Raw genomic sequence first — 18,425 nt, 5'->3', positions numbered from 1 at the left:
CTAGTCCTTGTCATGAGGAAGCGGGATAACCAAATACGTTTTGAGAGCCGTCTGAGCTTACTACGCAGGAGGGGCTAGTTCAGTTTCGGGGAGATGGTATCAGCACTCGGGAGCCTGTTACTCCTTGTCCCTGTAAGCACCGCTCCGACTGGATCCTTCGCTCGTAACTGCTGCTACCACGCTTTCCGTCTGGTTAGAAAAGTTGACCTTGTGGCGACTTCTCCTGGGGAGGTTGAAACAGATGAGTGGCGAGCGCAGGCAGCCTCGTGAAACCGAGCTCACGATGCTTTTTTTCAAATCGCTTGCGGATCAAGTCCGCCACCGGTCCGGTTCCGGATAGTCTGGTGCCGAAGCTGGCGTCGTACTCCTTCCCGCCATGCATCTGTCGCATCAAGCTAAGCACGTGCGCGGCCCGATCAGGGTAGTGCAGCTCGAGCCATTCTCTCCAGATATCTTTGATCTCGTTAGGTAGCCGGAGAAGCACGTAGCCAGCGGCCCGGGCACCGTGTTCGTGAGCGGCCTGAAGGATAGCTTCTAGGTCATGGTCCGTGATCATGGGGATGACAGGCGCGATCAGAACCCCTACCGGCACTCCCGCCTCGTGCAGTTGGTTCATTGCTCGCAGCCGGGCGTGGGGAGCAGCAGCTCGTGGTTCGAGCTTCGCCGATAGCTTCCTATCGAGCGTGGTGACAGAAAAGTAGACCGTAACCAACCGATCCTTGGCCATCGACGCCAGCAGGTCGATGTCCTTGGTGATCAAGGCACTCTTGGTGACGAAGCTCACCGGATGCTTTGCGTCGGCAAGCACCTCAAGGCATTGGCGTGTAATTTGGTAGTTCCTTTCAATCGGCTGATAGCCGTCTGTGTTGATCCCGAGAGCAATCGGTGCGCACTTGTAGTTCGACTTGCTAATTTCTGCTCTGAGCCGCTCCGGAGCATTTGTCTTCGCAAACAGGCGCGTCTCGAAGTCCAAGCCTGGTGAGAGGCTCAAGTAGGAATGGGAGGGGCGGGCAAAGCAGTAGACGCACCCATGCTCGCAGCCGCGGTACGGGTTGACCGACGCGCTAAACCCTACGTCGGGGGATGAGTTACGGCTGATGACTGTGCGCGCTCGCTCTTCCTGTACCTGAGTTCTCAACCGCGGCGCGTCCTCCATCTCGTGGTAGACAGATTCCCAGCCATCGTCGACTCCTACTGTCTCAGTGGTATCGAAACGGCTTGGGACACGCGATGCGGCCCCCCTACCTTTGAGGGGAACTTGGGCCTTTCGAGCATCCTGTTCCATGGCAGCAACTTGGGAAGGTCGGGCTGTTAGTATTATTGCTAACCACAACAACCGCAACACCGTGGAATTCAGTTAGCTGTAGGCCATTCGGGCGTTTGGTGAGAGGGTTCTACCCAAGCTTATCCACAGCCTGCTTTTGTAGGACCCTTGTCAGCTACGTTCGCCATGGAGCGCTTTGGCTTCGGCCAAGAAGGTTTGCATCAATGCGCGCGACCGACGTGTTGCTGCAGGCAGGGGAATGCCCAGCTGAGCGCAGAGCGAAGTCGCGTACGCCATCTGCGCACCCGTGGGCGGCTTGATGTCCCAATCGGTGAGTTGCGGGATGAGTTTCGACAGCTCTTCTGCCAAGCGGTGTTCGAAACCCCTGGCTTGACCTTCCTCTTCCTGCATTCGTCGCACCTGCATTGCGACTTGCTCACTGCCCATGGGCGAGAAGGGAAGCTCAAGCGTGAACTCCAGGTCCGGACATACGAGGTAAAAGTTCATGAGACGGGCGATTGGTACTTATAAGTAGACTACCTTTAGAGGCGTAGTCTTTAAAGTACTTGGACCACAAGCTGCTTCGTATGGTCGAGCATACGAATCAAGCGAAACTTGCAGATGTGATCCGCTCGCATCGTATTGCTCTGGGTGTCAGCCAGGAAGCCTTTGCTGACCACATCGAAATGCACCGCGCCTACTACAGCAAAATCGAACGTGGCGAAAAGAACGTCACTCTCGCTACCTTGGAGCGCGTGGCTGACGGTCTGGGCACGTCGATGTCAGCCTTGCTACGCGCCGCAGGGCTCTAACTCTCTTCATAGCTAATGAGCGTTGACCAGCTCGTCCAAGAGGGGCGAGCTGGCCGTTGCCGCGCGTGCTCTCCCGTCAAGCCAACGTGTTCACTAATTCCAACCTAAGCCATTGTTCTATATCCATTTTCCCAATGAACAATCAGGGGGTATTGATACAACACTCACAACCGCGGTACGGATTCACCGATTGGCTGAAGCCGACGTCCGGCGAAGTATTGCGGCTGATGATGCTGCGTGCAGTCTCGGCGCGTACTTCCGTGCGCAGGCGCGGGGCGAGGAATTCCTCGCTCTCGTCCACCGCCCAGCCGTCGTCCACCGCCTCGCTGACGGTGCTTTCAAAGCGCCCGGCAAGGTGGGACGTGGAACCTCGGCCCTTGATCGCGATACCCATTGCGGCAGATTACGCCGCAGCCGTCTCAATGGCTGCGACGGCTGCCTGAAGGGTTCAGGGCAAGTCTGAGCCGAGCGTGGGCTCGGCTCTACAGTGGATACGGATACCTTTTGTAGAGCCGAGCCTACGCTCGGCTGCAATACATCAAAGCAGCGCCAAGTACCCGCGCACGGTTGCATCCAGCCCGTCATACAGCGCCTCGCCGATCAGCGCATGGCCGATCGACACCTCCAGCACGTCCGGCACGTGGGCCAGGAAATCGCGCAGGTTGTCCTGCGACAGGTCGTGGCCGGCGTTGACGCCCAAGCCCACCGCCTGCGCCCGCCGCGCCGCAGTGGCGAACAGTTCCAGCATCGCCGCAGCGTCGCCAGCCGCGTGCGCTTCGGCGTAGGGGCCGGTATACAGCTCGACACGATCTGCACCGACTTCGGCCGCCTGCTCCAGCAGTGGGTTGCCAGCATCGACGAACAGGCTGACCCGGCAGCCCATCGCCTTCAGTTCGGCCACCAGTGGTCGCAGCCGCTCGGCATCCCGCTCGAAGTCGAAGCCATGGTCGGAGGTGATCTGTCCATCGCCATCCGGCACCAGCGTCGCCTGCGCCGGGCGGGTCTGCGCGCACAGCGGCAGGAGGCCTGGGTAGCCCTCGCGCGGCGGCGCGAATGGATTGCCTTCGATGTTGAATTCCACGCCACGCGCACGGGTCAACGTGGACAGCGCCAACACGTCCTTGGCGGTGATATGGCGGCGGTCCGGCCGCGGGTGCACGGTGATGCCATGTGCACCGGCATCCAGGCAGGCCTGGGCGGCGCGCACCACGTCCGGTTCGGCGCCGCCGCGCGAATTGCGCAGGACGGCGATCTTGTTGACGTTGACGCTGAGCTGGGTCATGGAACGGAACTACTTGGAAAGAGGGGACGGATCGTGGTCGTTGGCGTCGACATTGCGGCGGGCCTGGGCCTGCTCGCGCAGGCGGCGCAGCTCCTCGGCATCGACAAGGGTGGCAGGGTCCCGCTGAAGGTCGCCGAAGCGGGCCACATAGCGTCCGCGTACCCAGGCCAGCAGGAAGGCGAGGGCGGCCAGCAGGCACAGGGTCATCAATGCGGCGCTGGGGGTCTTCAGGGCGAAGGCGAAACAGCCCAGCGCCAGCAGCAGGTACAACCAGTACATAGTCGGGCTCCCCGGATGATCGCCGCAGTGTAGCGCTGCGTCAGAGCAGCGGCGAGGCCAGCCGGGCGAAGGCCTCGGGCAGGCGGTGCAGCCACAGCGAACGGCCGGCCTGGTCGTGCACCCGCGTGGAACGGTCGAATTCGCCCTGCAGCAGTTCGGCCAGGGCAGCCACCCGGTCACGGTCGCTGATCATCATCGACAGCTCGAAGTTGAGCCGGAAGCTGCGGTGATCGAAGTTGGCGCTGCCGACGATGCAGACATCATCATCGGCGATGAAGGCCTTGGTATGCAGCATGCGTGGGCCGTACTCGTAGATCTTCACCCCTGCGTGCAACAGTTCATCGAAGTAGGAGCGGGCGGCCTGGGTCACGAACCAGGAATCGCTCATCTTCGGTACCAGCAAGCGCACATCCAAGCCGCCGAGTGCAGCCGAGGTCAGCGCCATCCGCGCCGCTTCACCCGGCACGAAATACGGTGTGACCAGCCACACGCGCTCGTGCGCTTCCTGGATCGCCGCCACATGCAGGCGATGGATCGTTTCCCAGCCCGAGTCCGGGCCGGAGACCAGCACCTGGGCGTTGATCGCACCGTCACCGCGCAGCGGCATGTCGGCTGGCCACAGGCGGGCGATGTCCATGCGCGAGGGATCCTGCCCGCTGGCGTAGAGCCAGTCCTCGGCAAATACCAGCTGCAGGCTGCGCACTACATGGCCGCGGATGCGCATGTGCAGGTCGCGGTAGGCATCCGCCCTGCGGCTTTCATCCTCGTCGTCGGTGATGTTGATGCCACCGGTGAACGCCAGCCGGCCGTCGACGATCACCAGCTTGCGATGGGTACGCAGGTTCAACCAGGGGCGCTTGAACGGCTTCAGCAGCTGCCGTGGGTGGAACCAGATCGCTTCACCACCGGCGTCGAGCAGCGGCTGCAGGAAGCGGCGGGGCAGGGCGGAAGAGCCCACGGCGTCGAGCAGCAGGCGAACCTGCACGCCGGCCTGTGCGCGTTCCACCAGCGCGTCACGCAGGGCGGTGCCGGCATGGTCCGGGTTGAAGATGTAGTACTCCAGATGCACGTGGTCGCGTGCCTGTGCGACGGCCTCAAGCAGCGCCGCGTAGGTCGCCGCGCCGTCCACCAGCCATGTCACTTCGGTGGCGCTGCTCGGCGCAAGCCCGGTCGTGGCCTGGGCGATCTTGGCCAGCTCGGTGCAGTCGGCGTCGGGTGGGCAGACGTCGCTGTAGTGCTCCATGCCCGACCGCGCGCGGCCACGGCGCAGACGCTGCCGCTTCACCTTCTGCGGGCCCAGCAGGTAGTAGATGAACAAGCCGAGGTAGGGCAGCAGCGCCAACGACAGGATCCAGCTCAGCGTGGCGACCGGCTCACGCTTCTGCAGCATGATCCAGCCGGTCAGCGCGAGCAGGTACAGCAGGTAGGCCACCGCCAGGATCGAGCCAAGGTGGGCGATGCCGTCGAGCCAATGACGCAGGGAGTCGAAGAGGGCGAGCATCCGCCGATCATAGCGGTCCAGGCCGGCAGGCATAAAAAAAACGCCCCTGTCTCCAGGGGCGTCTGCAGTCGCGTCATGACTGTTGTGTTGCGGTGTAGCGATTACTGCTGCACAAAACCGATCTTCTTCATCTGAGCGTTCTTCGCAGCGGCCAGAACCTTGGCCATCACGTCGTACTCGGAATCCGGGCTGGCGTCGATGCGCAGTTCCGGCTGGTTGGTCGGGTCACGCTGGACCTCCTGCTCCATCCGCTGCTGCAGCTCACTGGTATTGATCGGGCTGTTGTTCCACGAGACCTGGTTGCTGGCGTCGATCTTCAGTTCGATCGGCGGCGGCGGTTCGACCAGCTGCGGCGGTGGGTTGAGCACGCGCTGCGGCAGGTCCACGGCGATCGGGTACGTCATGATCGGCGCGGTCACGATGAAGATGATCAGCAGAACCAGCATCACGTCCACGAGGGGCGTGACGTTGATGTCTGCCATGGGGCCCTTGCCACCACCACTACTGAATGCCATGGCTTATTGCCCCTTTTCTTTGGTCGCGACGAAGCCGACGTCAAGCATGCCCTGCTCCTGCGCGACCTTGGTCAGGTCGTTGATGACACGCATCTTGGTGGTGCGGTCACCACGCAGGTTCAGCGGCGGCTGCGGGGTCTGCTGGGCGGCGGTCGCCAAGCGCGACTCGAGAGTCTGCTTGTTGATTTCTTCGTCGTTCCAGTAGATCGAGCCGTCTTCCTTGACTGCCAGGGTGATCGGTCCGGAACGCTTTTCAGCGTCTTCCGGCTTCTGGATCAGGTTGGCTTCCGGCAGATCCACCTTGACCTTGTGGGACATCAGGGGCGCCGTGATGATGAAGATGATCAGCAGCACCAGCATCACGTCCACGAGGGGCGTAACGTTGATGTCGGCCATGGGGCCGCCGCTGTTACCACTACTGAAAGCCATAACGGGCTCCGTCTAGATCTTGGTGACTACTTACGTTCGTCGCTGGGTGACGCGCGCCGCAATCAGCGGACGCGCGAGCCGGTGGCGAAGAAGTCGTGCAGGTCGTGCGCGAAGGTATCGAACTTGCTGATGGTCGCGCTGTTGATCTTGCTGAAGAAGTTGAAGGCGAACACGGCCGGGATCGCGACGAACAGACCGATCGCGGTCATGATCAGCGCTTCACCCACCGGGCCGGCAACGGCGTCGATCGAAGCGGAGCCGGTGGCACCGATCTTGATCAGCGCGCCGTAGATGCCCCACACGGTACCCAGCAGACCGACGAACGGAGCGGTTGCACCGACGGTGGCCAGCAGGGTCATGCCCGACTGCAGCTTGTTGCTTTCGCGGGTCACGGCCTGACGCAGGGCGCGGTCGACGAACTCCGAACGGCTCAGGTTCTCACCCACGCCGCCGGTGGCGCCGCCTTCAGCGCGCTGGTGGTGGGCAGCCGCCTGGGCAGCGTCCAGGGCGATCTTCGAGAACGGCTCGGAAGCCGGCTGTTCTTCCATCGCACGGATGGCGTCCTGCGCGTTCGGGGTGTCCCAGAACAGGCTGACGACGCGATCGGCGGCGCTCTTCAGGCGGGTAGCACGGAAGATGTTGATGACGGTCCAGTACCAGGACATGGCCGACATGACGACCAGGGTCAGCAGCACGACCCAGGAAACCGCGAAATCACCCGGCTTGGTGGTCATTTCGTGGATCAGGTGCTCGAAGCCCATCTGCGACAGGGCGTTGGACGGATTGCCCCCGGCAGCAGCGGCGATGAAAATTTCCTGCAGCATGACGCTTACCTTTGTTGTGTGTGGTGATAAAGGGTGTAGCTAAGCTAAACAATCGAACCGGGAGCGGGGGTGGCCGGCGGCCACCCGGGCGCATCAGTTCAGCGCAAAGTTGACCGGAACGCGAACGCGACCTGCCGTCTTCTTACCGCCTGCTTCAGCGGCGTTGAAGCGCCACTTGCGAGCCGCTTCCATCGCAGCACGGTCCAGGTCGCGGTTACGGCTGGACTTTTCCACCGTGACATTGGTGACGTTGCCGCTGGCATCGACATCAATGATCAGGATCACTTCGCCCTGGATACCCGCGCGGAAGGCTGCCGGCGGGTAGCGCGGCGGATTCATGGCCTTCGACGAGATGTCCACGCTGGCCTCGATCGAGGTCGGCGGTGCCGGCGGTGCCGGCGGCGACGGCGGGGTGACGATGTCGTTCGGGCGCGGCTCCGGCACGTCCACGACCGGCGCCTGCGGCGGCGGCGGGACCGGCGACGGCTTCGGCGGCGACAGATTCTTCACCGGCGGCGGTGGAGTATCCGTCGGCGGCGGCGGCGGCGGCGGCGGGGGCGGCGGCGGCGGTGCGTCGACGATGGTCACCATGACGTTGCGCTCCTTCTCCGCAACGGCCTTGGGAGCCACGGCGGGAATGAGGAGCATCATGAAGGCGGCCAGATGCAGGGCAATTACAAACGCGATGCCGACGATGCGAGGCCAGCTCAGCCCCTTGTCATCGGGTTGTTCGTACCGGTGAACGACTAGTTGTTCCGTCATGCGCCAAGAGCTCAATAGTGGGGCCGGGATGCCGGGGGCGGAATCCCTGATCAGCGGTGCATGACACCGCAGGAACCTCCAAGCTTATACCAATCCTGAGCGCCTGCGCATCAACTGTGCAGGCATTCAGGCGTTATTCCTACTTACTTCAGGTTGATGATTTTCTTGGCATCAGCCTGGTTCTTCACACCCTTCGCCAGCGCCTGCTGGGCGGCCTGCTTGGCCTCCGGGATACGACCTTCGGCATGCAGGACGCGTGCCAGGTTCAGGTAGGTCTCACCGTCCTTGGACAGCGGGGCAGCCTTCTGCCACGCATCGATCGCCTGCGGCACCTGGTCGGAGTAGTAGTAGGACTGGGCCAGCGCCAGGTAGACCTGGTAATCCGGCTTCAGGATGCCCTTCTGCAACCCTTCGTTGATGACCGCGATGACGTCCTTTTCCTTGTGTTCGGTGTTGGCATAGATCGAGTACAGCTGCTTGTACTCGCGCTCTTCGGTGAGCTGGCCGCTGCTGCGCAGCTTGTCCATCACCGCGGCGGCCTTTTCCATCTGGTCGGCCTGCATGTACATGCTGGCCAGATTCAGCTGGGCCTTCTTGTCGTTCGGGTTCTTGGCGGCCAGAGCCTCGGCTTCCTTCACCGCTTCGCCGGACTGGCCGGCTTCGGCGAGGGCCGCCATCAGCAGCTGGTTCCAGTTGTCCTTCGGTTCGGTGGCACCGGCGATGGCCTGCTTCAGCACCGGGATCGCTTCCTGGTAGCGCTCCAGCTGGTACAGCGCCTGGCCCTTGGCGATCAGCTCTTCCGGCTTGGTCGACTTGCTCTCGGCGAAGTACTTGTCCAGGGTCGCCAGGCCTTCGGCGGTCTGGTCTTCCTGCAGCTGCAACTGGCCCAGCATCAGCATGGACTGGAAGTGGCCGTTGTTGTCCAGGCCGTTGAACTGCAGGACCTGCTTCAGGTAGGCAATGGCAGCCGGGGTATCGTCGGTCTGGTAGGCAGCCTGCGACGCCAGCTGCGCGGCCAGCGACTTGTCATACTCGTTCGCGGCGCTGTCAGCCAGGATCGCGTCGGCCTGCGTGCGCGTCTCCGGGAACTTTTCCTTGTTGTAGCTGTCAATCATTTTCTGAAGCTTGCTGCCCAGCTTGGCCGATGCCTTGACGGTCGGCTCCTGGCGGGTCGCGTTGGGGTACAGCGCTTCGGCCTTGGCCTGCTTGCCGCCGCGGTTGCCACGCTCGGAGGAACGCGAGGATTGCGCGAAGGCATCAGTGACCACGGCGCCGGTCAGGGCGGTCGCGACGAGGACGGAAAGCACAGCTTTGTGGTTACGGAAAATCATCGTTCACCTCGATCGAACCGCCGGATAGCGGCAAAGTCGGACTGTCAGAAAAATCTGAGCCGCCAAACGTATCAGAAACAGATGGCGTGAGAAATCGTTTTATGTGCTGCAATACAGCATAGAACTGCGCACTCATCCGCACTTTGGCCGCAGCCCGGCGGCCTGCGCCTGCTGGTAGACCGGCGTCAGCCCCGGCGCATCGCGCCGCAGTTCCTGGATGCGGTTGGCGGGATCAGGGTGGGTGGACAGCCACTGCGGGCTGCGGCCACCACTGGCAGCCATCATGTTCTGCCACAAATCGACCGCCTGCGCCGGGTTGAAGCCGGCCTGGGCCATCAGTCGCTGGCCGATTACGTCGGCCTCACTCTCCTGGGTGCGCGAGCCGGGCAGCAGGAAGGCCGCCTGCGCGCCCATTCCGCCAAGCTGGTTGACCGTGCTGGCGGCACCTTCACCGTACGCCGCACCGGCCAACGCACCGAGCACGGCCAGTCCGGTCTGTGCGCCCATCTGGCGGGTGATGCGCTCTTCGTGGTGACGGGCAATGACATGCCCGATTTCATGGCCGATTACGGCAGCCAGCTGATCCTGGTTCTTGGCGACGGTGAAGATGCCGGTGTTCACGCCAACCTTGCCACCGGGCAGGGCAAAGGCGTTGGGCTCCTTGTCGACGAACACGGCCGTCTCCCACCGTACGCCACGGTATTGAGGCGGCAGCTGCGCGACCAGAGCGTTGACCACGCACTGCACATAACCGTTCTGGCGGCCGTCGGTGCTGATCTTTTCCTTCTGCTTGGTTTCGGCGAACGCCTGTGCGCCGAGCTGGTCCAGCTGTGCCTGCGACACACCGCCCACCATCTGCCGGCGGCCGGTAGGGGAGGTCGTGGTCGCGCAGGCGCTGACCAGGGTGGTTATGACAAGGGCCAGCAGCAGTTGTTTCATGGGTCCACCCCCGTGTTCATATGCGCAGTGTGTAGCGTAGCGGCTTAATCTTTCGTCAAGCGGACACGGCGTTACGTTGCCCCGAAAAACACAAGCGCGGCAAGCGCCACGCCGTTGTTCAGGGCGTGCGCGGTGATCGCGGCCCAGAGCGTGCCGGTGCGCTGGTACAACCAGCAGAACGCGGCGCCCATGCCGCCATAGACCAGCCACAGCTGTGCGATTTCGGCCGGGCCGTTTGCACTGGTGCCAGGGATTTCATGGATCAGGGCGAAAGCAAGGCTGCTCAGTACAATACCCAGCCACGGGCGCCCCGCCTTCCACAGGCGTCCAAACAGCACGCGGCGGAACAGCAGTTCCTCGTAGGCCGGTGCCAGTACCACCGCGAACAGCATCAGGAACAACGGGAAGCGCGCGATCGCGCTCTGCATCAGCGCCAGGTTGGTGGGGACCGGTTCGATGCCGAACTGCTTGGCCAGGAAGGCGATACCGTTGCTGCCCAGCACGATCAGGGTCGCCACCAGCAGGGTCCAGCCCCAGGTGGAGGGGCGGCGCAGTGCCTGGCGCGACGCATGACGTTCGGCGGCGTTGGCCGGCCGTCGCCAGAAGTACAGCAGCAGCGCGGCGCCGCCGGTGGCAAACAGCGCCATGAGAATCTGCGCAAGTGCGCCGGGCTGGCCCAATGACGCCGCCACCGAACTGGCGTCGGGTGCGCCAGCGCCGGCCTGCGCGGTCGCGTAACCGACCACCACGCCACGGTACAGGCCCCACAGCACGCCGCTGATCAGGCTCAGGCCGAACAACGTGACAGCGGCGATGCCCAGGTCGATGAAGAACCCCGCCAACGGCGAAACCGCACGCGGCGCGACAGAAGACGGCGCGACAGAAGACGGCGGGACCGGGGGCGGAGCGGAAACCGGGGCGGATGCGGACATCAGGTACCTGCGTTCAAGAGTCGAAAGCCGGCGCGCCTCCCCGCGCGCCGGCCGTGTCCGGATTGTGTCAGATATCCAGGTTTGCGACCTTCAGCGCATTGTCTTCGATGAAGTCGCGACGCGGTTCGACGACATCGCCCATCAGCGTGCTGAAGATCTGGTCGGCAGCGACAGCGTCTTCGATGCGCACCTGCAGCAGTCGGCGGGTCTCCGGATTCACCGTGGTGTCCCACAGCTGCTCCGGATTCATTTCACCCAGGCCCTTGAATCGCTGGATCTGGCGGCCGCGCTTGGCCTCCTCGAGCAGCCAGTTCTGTGCCTTCGCAAAGCTGTCCACTTCGATCGACTTGGCGCCGCGGGAAATGGTGGCGCCTTCGCGGATCAGGCCGTGCAGCAGCTTCGAGGCCTGATGGATCGCGCGCAGTTCGCCGCTTTCAAACGCCGACATCGGCAGCACCTGGACGTGCTGTTCGCCCATGTGGCGACGGGTCACCAGCACAGCGGCCGGGCGCTCGTCGTTGGCTTCCTGCAGTTCCAGCGTAAAACGCGGGCTGCCCAGGCTGCCCTGGTTGAGCCGCTTGGCAAGTGCATCCAGCCCTTCGCCTTCACCCGCACTGCGCAGGCTCTCCAGGTCCATCGGCACGAAATCGACCAGCGCTTCAAGCAGGTTGCGGTCGTAACGATGTGCGTTGCGCTCGATCGAATCCAGCGCGGCCGCGTAGGCCAGAAGCAGCTTCTCCAGCGCAAGGCCTTCGATGCCCGGTTCGCCGGTGGCCGGCACCAGCGTGGCGTTTTCCACCGCGCTGCTGGCCAGGTAGCTGTCCAGCGCCGGGTCGTCCTTCAGGTACAGCTCCTGCTTGCCCTGCTTGATCTTGTACAGCGGCGGCAGGCCGATGTAGACGTAACCGCGCTCGATCAGTTCCGGCATCTGACGGTAGAAGAACGTCAGCAGCAGGGTGCGGATGTGAGCGCCGTCGACGTCGGCGTCGGTCATGATGATGATCTTGTGGTAACGCAGCTTGTCCGGGTTGTACTCGTCGCGGCCGATGCCGGTGCCCAGCGCGGTGATCAGCGTACCGACCTGGTCGGAGGACAGCATGCGGTCGAAACGCGCGCGTTCCACGTTGAGGATCTTGCCGCGCAGCGGCAGCACTGCCTGGTTCTTGCGGTTGCGGCCCTGCTTGGCCGAACCACCTGCCGAGTCACCCTCGACGATGAACAGTTCGGACAGCGCCGGATCCTTTTCCTGGCAGTCGGCCAGCTTGCCCGGCAGGCCGGCGATATCCAGCGCGCCCTTGCGGCGGGTCAGGTCGCGGGCCTTGCGCGCGGCTTCACGCGCGCGCGCGGCGTCGACGATCTTGCCGGCGATCGCCTTGGCTTCGTTGGGGTTTTCCTGCAGGAACTCTTCCAGGCGCGCACCAAAGGCGTTTTCCACCGCCGGACGCACATCGGAACTGACCAGTTTTTCCTTGGTCTGGCTGGAGAAGCTCGGGTCCGGCACCTTCACCGACAGCACCGCGATCATGCCTTCGCGCATGTCGTCGCCGGTCAGGTTGATCTTGGCCTGCTTGGCGATGCCGTTCTGCTCGATGTAGTTGTTGAGCACGCGGGTCAACGCACCGCGGAAACCGGCCAGGTGGGTACCGCCGTCCTTCTGCGGAATGTTGTTGGTGAAGCAGTACATCGTCTCCTGGTAGGAGTCGGTCCACTGCAGCGCCACCTCCACGACGATGCCGTTGTGCTCGCCAGTGACCGAGATGACGTTCGGATGCAGCGGGGTCTTCAGCTGGGCCAGATGCTCCACGAAGCTGCGGATGCCGCCTTCGTAGTGGAAATCATCGCGACGGCCATCACCACGCTCGTCGGCAAGGACGATCTTGACGCCGGAGTTCAGGAACGACAGCTCGCGCAGGCGACGGGCCAGGATGTCGTAGTGGAATTCCACGTTGTCGTGGAAAGCGACGGTCGACGGCCAGAAGCGCACCGTGGTGCCGCGCTTGGTGGTGGTTTCCAGCTTGGCCAGCGCGGTCACGGCGGCGCCGTTGCTGAACTCCTGCTGGTAGTGGAACCCGTTCTGGAAGACATCCACCACCAGCTTCTGCGACAGCGCGTTGACCACGCTGACGCCGACGCCGTGCAGGCCGCCGGAAACCTTGTAGCTGTTGTCGTCGAACTTGCCGCCTGCGTGCAGGACCGTCATCACCACTTCGGCAGCGGACACTTCGCGACCAAGCTTGGCGCTCATCTGCTCGTGCTTGCCGGTCGGAATGCCGCGGCCGTTGTCGGACACGGAGACCGAGCCATCGGCGTGGATGGTCACTGCAACGTGGTCGGCGTGGCCGGCCAGCGCCTCGTCGATCGAGTTGTCGACCACCTCGAACACCATGTGGTGCAGACCGGTACCGTCATGCACGTCACCGATGTACATGCCTGGACGCTTGCGGACAGCCTCCAGGCCTTCCAGGGCCGTAATGCTGTTGGCGTCGTAGTTGCCGTTGTTTGCCGGGGTGTTCTGTTCGTCGCTCATTGCGCTTGCCGTAGGCTCCGCAGGTCGGCCACCGCGTGGAGCGGTGTGCCGAGAATGAAAGGATTCCAACCCGAATTATACCAGCCGGGGTCGAGCGGCCCTGGTGTGCCCACTATGGCACAGCCACGATCTGTGCATGTTCCACGTGGAACCGGGCAATATGGGTCAGCTCCTGCAGCGCTGCCGGGGTTTCGGTGGCAGTGACAAAGATCTGTGCCGGTCCGCTGAGCAGGCGCTCCAGTACCCGCGCCTGGTGGGTCCGATCCAGCTCCGAAGCCAGATCGTCGAGGGCAATCACCGGCCACTCGCCGCGCTGCTCTGCGTAGTCCTCGGCCTGTGCCAGCAGGCACGCCAATGCCGTCAGCTTGGCCTGGCCGCGAGAGAGCGCGTCACGACCGGGAATGCTGTGGAAATCCACGCTCCAATCGGCCCGGTGCGGCCCGACCGAGGTGTAACCGGCCTGGCGGTCACGTTCCCGTGCCAGAAGCAGGGCATCGGCCAGAGGAAGCTCATGCCGACGCCACCCCGCACTGAGTTCCAGGCCCTGGATGCCGAGCTGCGGCGCCAGGCTGGCAGCCAGCGCCACGGTGCGCTGCTGCAAGCGCTCCAGGTAGTGCTGGCGACGACTGGTCAGCGGTTCTCCGGCCTCCGCGAGCTCATGATCCCAGGTATCGAGCATCCGTGGCGGCCCGCCTTGCTTGAGCAGGGCGTTGCGCTGCTTCAGCGCACGCGAATAGCGGCGCCACAGGGACAGGAAATCAGGTTCCACGTGGAACAAGCCCCAATCGAGGAAACGGCGACGGGGTTCACCGCCTCCACTGACCAGCGCGTGGCTGCCGGGCTCGAACGTCACGACGGCCAGCGCTGCGCATAGATTGCCCAACTGGGCCACGTCCTCACCGTCCAATCGTCCCTTCCAGTCCTGGCCACTGTGGCGCAGGCCGGCCTTCCGGCGGTGCGGCGGGTGGTTCGCGCGTTGTTCGTCCCATTCGACGAAGATTTCCAGGGCTTCCTGGCCCTGGCGCACCAGACCATCGCGTACCCGGCCTCGGAAGCTCCGCCCATACGCCATCAGATGCAGGGCTTCGAGCACGCTGGTCTTGCCGGCACCGTTGTCACCGGTCAGCAGGTTCAATCCCGGCTGGGGCGACAGGTCCACCGCACTGAAGCGACGCAGTTGATGCAAGGCGAGGCGGCGGATCTGCATGGGGCGCGAAAGACCATCCGCACGAGGCGGTAGAGGGGCAGGGAATCCATCAGCTTACTGCATCGGTCAAGCCGGGCGCGCTGGCAGGCCGGTCGAGCCGAAGGTGCAGCTTCTGCACCCATCGATGGACGCGTTCCACGTGGAATGCGGGTGACGCGCCCGTTCGTTCCGGGCAGGAACGGCCCGAAATTTCTTCAAATCTGTGCGGGGTTTCAGAGCCCAGGCCCTCAGATTTCGCCGATTTCATGAGCACTGCAGGGCCATCGCGGGACACCTCGCGGGTGGTTCCGACGGATGACCCCGCCGATTCCTTCAAATCTGCGATCCGATGCCTTGGAGGGTTCCACAGATTTCAAGAAATTCAGGACGCTCGTTCCACGCTGTCCACAGCAGGGATGTATGGCTTATACACAAGGTATGGGCAATCTGTGGATAAAAAAGCCCTTTTGTTAAGCGCTCAAAACTATCCACAGGTTCCCCCCCAGCCCGAGGACCCTCTATACAGGGGGTTTCAGACTCATAAATCCCTTTAAAAACAAATAGATAATACATTTTTCCACGAAATCTGGCTCTACCATCACCACCAGGCTTTAGATTTATACCCAGATTTAGAAGCTAGGATTTCCCCAAATTGCCCCCGAGCCGGTCTGTGGACAGTGCCGTTTGCAGAAGCGGAGGACCTCCTCCAGGAAGAGGATCTGCTGCTTCCAGCAGTGAAGATCAGGACAGCGAAGTGGGATATGCGAAGAACTCGCTGCCAGAACCCCAAAAACATGGAGCCCGACGAGCACTGCAAGGCGCCTCCCCAGGGTCCTGGATCCTGAGTTGCTTCGAGCAAGCGAGATCGAGTTGGTCTGGAGCCGAGCAGGGCGCGTCCGGACTTTCTCCGATCTGTTTCGACAATGCTCCACGTGGAACATAAAAAAACGCCCGGGAGGTCCCGGGCGCTTCTGGGTTCCACGTGAAACAGCGTTTCCGTCAGAGACGCAGCGGCATCACCACGTGGCGCGACTTCTCGCTGCTGGACTCACGCACCAGCGCCGAGGAGTTGGAGTCGCGCAGCTGGATGATCACTTCCTCGTCGCGCAGGGCGGAGAGGGCATCCAACAGGTAGTTCACGTTGAAGCCGATGGCCAGATCGCTGACCGTGGTGTCGGCCTCGATCTCTTCCTGGGCTTCTTCCTGTTCCGGATTGTGCGCGCTGATCTTCAGGTTGCCCGGCGAGACTTCCACGCGAATGCCGCGGTACTTCTCGTTGGACAGGATCGCAGCGCGCTGCAGCGAGGCACGCAGTGCTTCACGATCAACCTTCACTTCGCGGTCGGCGCCGATCGGGATCACCGCTTCGTAGTCCGGGAAACGGCCATCGATCAGCTTCGAAGTGAAGGTGACATCGTCGCGCTTGACGCGGACGTGGCTACGGCCAACTTCCAGCTCGATCTCGCGATCGCCGCTTTCCAGCAGGCGCTGCAGCTCGGTCACGCCCTTGCGCGGCACGATGATCTGGCGCTTGGAACCGCTGGGCTTGGCCAGGTCGGTTTCGCAAAGGGCCAGGCGATGACCGTCGGTGGCGACGGTGCGCAGCGCATCGCCGCGCAGGTCGAACAGCAGGCCGTTGAGGTAGTAGCGCACGTCCTGCTGGGCCATCGCGAACGCGGTGCGCTCGATCAGCTCCTTCAGGGTTGCTTCGCCGATGGCCACGCGCTCGGTGGCTTCCACCTCGTCCACCGACGGGAAGTCATTGGACGGCAGGGTGGCCAGGGTGAAGCGGCTGCGACCGGCCTGCACGGTGATCTTGTCACCGGTCTGCGAGACGGTGATCCGGCTGCCGTCGGGCAGGGCGCGGATGATCTCGAACAGTTTGCGGGCGGGAATGGTGGTTTCGCCGTCCTGGGCATCTTCAACCGCGATCCGCGACACCATCTCCACTTCCAGGTCGGTACCGGTCAGCGACAGCTGGCCGTTCTGCACCTGGACCAGGAAATTGGCCAGAACCGGAAGGGTCTGGCGGCGTTCGACCACGTTGACGACCTGTGCCAACGGCTTGAGAAAGGCTTCGCGCTGCAGTGTGAAACGCATGTGGTTCCGTGCCCCTATGCTTTAAAAAATGTGGAATAAATCAAAAGCTTGGTGGTGCTGGTAGAGACAGAATCGCTGGAAAACAACGCTAAGTCTTTGTAAATAAAAGAGTTTCTGGCCTCGAAACCCTCTGTATTACCGACCCCCAGAGGGTGGGGAAAGCTGTGGATAACTCCAGCGCGATTTCAAACGCCATTTTTATCCACAACGTGTCCCGCGCTTGCTACCGGATTCTGCACCGTTTTGTGCGATGACGCCTCATCGGCATCCGTGCATCATTCGCTCAGCTTCCGGATCAGCTTGTCCCAGTCCTCGCGAAGCTTGCCGTCGGTTTCCATCAGGGTCCGGATCTGGCGGCAGGCATGCAGCACCGTGGTGTGATCGCGACCGGCAAAGGCGTCGCCGATCTCGGGCAGGCTGTGCTCGGTCAGTTCCTTGGTCAGGGCCATGGCGACCTGGCGCGGGCGGGCCAGCGAGCGGGTCCGACGCTTCGACAGCAGATCCTTGATCTGCAGGCCGTAGTAGTCGGCAACGGTTTTCTGGATGTTGGGAATGCTGATCGCCTGCTGCTGGGCGCGCAGCAGGTCGCGCAGGGTTTCCTGGGCGAATTCGGTGGTGATCGCGCGGCCGGTGAAGTTGGCGCGGGCGGTCAGGGTATTGAGCGCACCTTCGAGGTCGCGCACGTTGGAGCGCATCTTCTTGGCGATCAGGAACGCAACATCATCGGGAATCTCGGCGCCACGTTCGCGCGCCTTGGCCAGCACGATCGCGGCGCGGGTCTCGAAGTCCGGCGGTTCGATCGCGACCGACAGGCCCCAGGCAAGCCGCGACTTCAGGCGCGCTTCCAGGCCTTCGACCTCGCGCGGATAGCGGTCGCAGGTCAGGATGATCTGCTGCTTGCCATCGAACAACGCGTTGAAGGTGTGGAAGAACTCTTCCTGGGTGCGGTCCTTGCCGGCGAAGAACTGGATGTCATCGATCAGCAGCGCGTCGACCTGCTGGAACTGGCGCTTGAACTGATCCATGGTCTTTTCCTGCAGGGCCCGGATCATCGCGCTGAAGAACTGTTCCGAACGCAGGTACAGCACCTTCGCGCCCGGATTGGCCTGGCGCATGGCGTTGCCGGCGGCGAACATCAGGTGGGTCTTGCCCAGGCCGGTGCCTCCGTACAGCAGCAGCGGGTTGTGCGCGCGGTCGCCCGGCTTCTGCGCTGCCTGGAAGGCGGCGGCCAGGCCCAGCTGGTTGCTGCGGCCTTCGACGAAGTTGGCGAAGGTGTAGTGATTGTCCAGATTGCCGGCAAACGGCACCTGCGGTTCGCTGGACACAGGCGCCGACGACGTGGAAACCGGCGCGTTCTGCGTCTCCACAGGGCGCGGGCGCGAGCCGATTTCAAGAAAAACGTCGCTGAAACCGGCGAAGTGAGCCAGCAGTTCGCGGATCCGGGCCAGGTACAGCTCGCGGACCTGGTCGACGATGAAGGCATTGGGTGCATACAGCACCAGGCTGTCCACGCGCAGATCGGCCTGCAGCGGCTTCAACCAGGTATGAACGTCTTCCGGCGGGAACTCCGCTTCGAGGCGCTCGAGACTACGGGACCAGGCATCCATCAGCAATAATCGTCCGGTGGCCGGTGCATGGACGCGACAAGGCGCCCAGACACAGGCCGGAAAGGGGGGAAATGGATGGCTCAGACTACCACCGAGCGCCCGCCTTCGGAATGCTTGTCCCCTACTTATTCACAA

At 63.0% G+C, this 18,425-nt stretch carries 17 protein-coding genes and 1 pseudogene; 1 reads left to right on the top strand and 17 read right to left on the bottom strand.

Features of this window, described 5'->3' with window-relative positions; genetic code table 11:
- Positions 1-193 precede the first annotated feature (193 nt).
- Both AC5P6A_RS16275 and AC5P6A_RS16270 read right to left on the bottom strand, forming a co-directional pair.
- Positions 194-1,285 carry a PA0069 family radical SAM protein gene (locus AC5P6A_RS16275; RefSeq protein WP_049402922.1) on the bottom strand — a complete coding sequence of 364 codons (1,092 nt, stop codon included), beginning with the start codon at positions 1,283-1,285 and terminating at the stop codon, positions 194-196.
- 150 nt (positions 1,286-1,435) lie between these two features.
- Positions 1,436-1,771 carry a hypothetical protein gene (locus AC5P6A_RS16270; RefSeq protein ID WP_049402921.1) on the bottom strand — a complete coding sequence of 112 codons (336 nt, stop codon included), beginning with the start codon at positions 1,769-1,771 and terminating at the stop codon, positions 1,436-1,438.
- Positions 1,772-1,851: 80 nt separating this feature from the next.
- Here AC5P6A_RS16270 and AC5P6A_RS16265 point away from each other — a divergent pair, with 80 nt between their 5' ends.
- Positions 1,852-2,076, top strand: coding sequence for a helix-turn-helix domain-containing protein (locus AC5P6A_RS16265; RefSeq protein WP_049402920.1), 225 nt, complete (start codon positions 1,852-1,854; stop codon positions 2,074-2,076).
- A 163-nt stretch (positions 2,077-2,239) separates the two neighbouring features.
- Here AC5P6A_RS16265 and AC5P6A_RS16260 read toward each other — a convergent pair.
- The 15 genes and pseudogenes from AC5P6A_RS16260 to dnaA all read right to left on the bottom strand — a co-directional run.
- A pseudogene (locus AC5P6A_RS16260) lies at positions 2,240-2,470 on the bottom strand (radical SAM protein); the annotation flags it as partial.
- 144 nt (positions 2,471-2,614) lie between these two features.
- On the bottom strand, positions 2,615-3,358 hold the full coding sequence (locus AC5P6A_RS16255) for a pyridoxine 5'-phosphate synthase (protein ID WP_134732014.1): 744 nt from the start codon (positions 3,356-3,358) through the stop codon (positions 2,615-2,617).
- A gap of 9 nt (positions 3,359-3,367) precedes the next feature.
- Entirely contained in the window at positions 3,368-3,637 is a 270-nt protein-coding gene (locus AC5P6A_RS16250) for a hypothetical protein (protein ID WP_005411742.1), read from the bottom strand.
- A gap of 40 nt (positions 3,638-3,677) precedes the next feature.
- Positions 3,678-5,138 (bottom strand): cardiolipin synthase, encoded by a 1,461-nt coding sequence (gene cls, locus AC5P6A_RS16245; RefSeq protein ID WP_026346894.1) that lies wholly within the window; start codon positions 5,136-5,138, stop codon positions 3,678-3,680.
- 101 nt (positions 5,139-5,239) lie between these two features.
- Positions 5,240-5,653 (bottom strand): ExbD/TolR family protein, encoded by a 414-nt coding sequence (locus tag AC5P6A_RS16240; protein ID WP_005411740.1) that lies wholly within the window; start codon positions 5,651-5,653, stop codon positions 5,240-5,242.
- 3 nt (positions 5,654-5,656) lie between these two features.
- Positions 5,657-6,082, bottom strand: a complete 426-nt coding sequence (locus AC5P6A_RS16235; protein WP_005411739.1) for an ExbD/TolR family protein — start codon at positions 6,080-6,082, stop codon at positions 5,657-5,659.
- Between the two features lie 62 nt (positions 6,083-6,144).
- Entirely contained in the window at positions 6,145-6,906 is a 762-nt protein-coding gene (exbB, locus tag AC5P6A_RS16230) for a TonB-system energizer ExbB (RefSeq protein ID WP_004132614.1), read from the bottom strand.
- A gap of 93 nt (positions 6,907-6,999) precedes the next feature.
- A complete protein-coding gene (locus tag AC5P6A_RS16225; protein ID WP_010487418.1) occupies positions 7,000-7,668 on the bottom strand; it encodes an energy transducer TonB in 669 nt (222 codons plus the stop codon).
- A 143-nt stretch (positions 7,669-7,811) separates the two neighbouring features.
- Complete coding sequence (locus AC5P6A_RS16220; RefSeq protein ID WP_021204595.1) at positions 7,812-8,999, bottom strand: tetratricopeptide repeat protein; 1,188 nt, start codon at positions 8,997-8,999, stop codon at positions 7,812-7,814.
- A gap of 132 nt (positions 9,000-9,131) precedes the next feature.
- Positions 9,132-9,938 carry a M48 family metallopeptidase gene (locus AC5P6A_RS16215; RefSeq protein WP_019658801.1) on the bottom strand — a complete coding sequence of 269 codons (807 nt, stop codon included), beginning with the start codon at positions 9,936-9,938 and terminating at the stop codon, positions 9,132-9,134.
- 71 nt (positions 9,939-10,009) lie between these two features.
- Positions 10,010-10,870: a CPBP family intramembrane glutamic endopeptidase gene (locus AC5P6A_RS16210; RefSeq protein WP_346715212.1), complete on the bottom strand. Its 861-nt coding sequence runs from the start codon at positions 10,868-10,870 to the stop codon at positions 10,010-10,012.
- Positions 10,871-10,937: 67 nt separating this feature from the next.
- The gene (gyrB, locus tag AC5P6A_RS16205; protein ID WP_019658799.1) at positions 10,938-13,397 is read right to left on the bottom strand and encodes a DNA topoisomerase (ATP-hydrolyzing) subunit B; all 2,460 of its coding nucleotides are present in this window, start codon (positions 13,395-13,397) and stop codon (positions 10,938-10,940) included.
- 112 nt (positions 13,398-13,509) lie between these two features.
- Positions 13,510-14,604, bottom strand: coding sequence for a DNA replication/repair protein RecF (recF, locus tag AC5P6A_RS16200; protein WP_134732187.1), 1,095 nt, complete (start codon positions 14,602-14,604; stop codon positions 13,510-13,512).
- Between the two features lie 978 nt (positions 14,605-15,582).
- Complete coding sequence (dnaN, locus tag AC5P6A_RS16195; protein WP_005411731.1) at positions 15,583-16,683, bottom strand: DNA polymerase III subunit beta; 1,101 nt, start codon at positions 16,681-16,683, stop codon at positions 15,583-15,585.
- A 275-nt stretch (positions 16,684-16,958) separates the two neighbouring features.
- Positions 16,959-18,290 (bottom strand): chromosomal replication initiator protein DnaA, encoded by a 1,332-nt coding sequence (dnaA, locus tag AC5P6A_RS16190; RefSeq protein WP_019658797.1) that lies wholly within the window; start codon positions 18,288-18,290, stop codon positions 16,959-16,961.
- Positions 18,291-18,425: the final 135 nt, after the last annotated feature.

Source organism: Stenotrophomonas sp. YJH_SMC_20 (assembly GCF_059367845.1).
This window is presented reverse-complemented; position numbering and strand designations above follow the sequence as displayed.

Excerpts from the sequence above, each read along its gene's own strand:
- dnaA (WP_019658797.1), bottom strand. The coding sequence starts at position 18,290 with ATGGATGCCTGGTCCCGTAGTCTCGAGCGCCTCGAAGCGGAGTTCCCG.
- recF (WP_134732187.1), bottom strand. The coding sequence starts at position 14,604 with ATGCAGATCCGCCGCCTCGCCTTGCATCAACTGCGTCGCTTCAGTGCG.
- AC5P6A_RS16250 (WP_005411742.1), bottom strand. The coding sequence starts at position 3,637 with ATGTACTGGTTGTACCTGCTGCTGGCGCTGGGCTGTTTCGCCTTCGCC.
- AC5P6A_RS16265 (WP_049402920.1), top strand. The coding sequence starts at position 1,852 with ATGGTCGAGCATACGAATCAAGCGAAACTTGCAGATGTGATCCGCTCG.
- AC5P6A_RS16215 (WP_019658801.1), bottom strand. The coding sequence starts at position 9,938 with ATGAAACAACTGCTGCTGGCCCTTGTCATAACCACCCTGGTCAGCGCC.
- gyrB (WP_019658799.1), bottom strand. The coding sequence starts at position 13,397 with ATGAGCGACGAACAGAACACCCCGGCAAACAACGGCAACTACGACGCC.
- AC5P6A_RS16220 (WP_021204595.1), bottom strand. The coding sequence starts at position 8,999 with ATGATTTTCCGTAACCACAAAGCTGTGCTTTCCGTCCTCGTCGCGACC.
- AC5P6A_RS16255 (WP_134732014.1), bottom strand. The coding sequence starts at position 3,358 with ATGACCCAGCTCAGCGTCAACGTCAACAAGATCGCCGTCCTGCGCAAT.
- AC5P6A_RS16240 (WP_005411740.1), bottom strand. The coding sequence starts at position 5,653 with ATGGCATTCAGTAGTGGTGGTGGCAAGGGCCCCATGGCAGACATCAAC.
- AC5P6A_RS16235 (WP_005411739.1), bottom strand. The coding sequence starts at position 6,082 with ATGGCTTTCAGTAGTGGTAACAGCGGCGGCCCCATGGCCGACATCAAC.
- AC5P6A_RS16210 (WP_346715212.1), bottom strand. The coding sequence starts at position 10,870 with ATGTCCGCATCCGCCCCGGTTTCCGCTCCGCCCCCGGTCCCGCCGTCT.
- AC5P6A_RS16270 (WP_049402921.1), bottom strand. The coding sequence starts at position 1,771 with ATGAACTTTTACCTCGTATGTCCGGACCTGGAGTTCACGCTTGAGCTT.
- cls (WP_026346894.1), bottom strand. The coding sequence starts at position 5,138 with ATGCTCGCCCTCTTCGACTCCCTGCGTCATTGGCTCGACGGCATCGCC.
- AC5P6A_RS16275 (WP_049402922.1), bottom strand. The coding sequence starts at position 1,285 with ATGGAACAGGATGCTCGAAAGGCCCAAGTTCCCCTCAAAGGTAGGGGG.
- dnaN (WP_005411731.1), bottom strand. The coding sequence starts at position 16,683 with ATGCGTTTCACACTGCAGCGCGAAGCCTTTCTCAAGCCGTTGGCACAG.
- exbB (WP_004132614.1), bottom strand. The coding sequence starts at position 6,906 with ATGCTGCAGGAAATTTTCATCGCCGCTGCTGCCGGGGGCAATCCGTCC.
- AC5P6A_RS16225 (WP_010487418.1), bottom strand. The coding sequence starts at position 7,668 with ATGACGGAACAACTAGTCGTTCACCGGTACGAACAACCCGATGACAAG.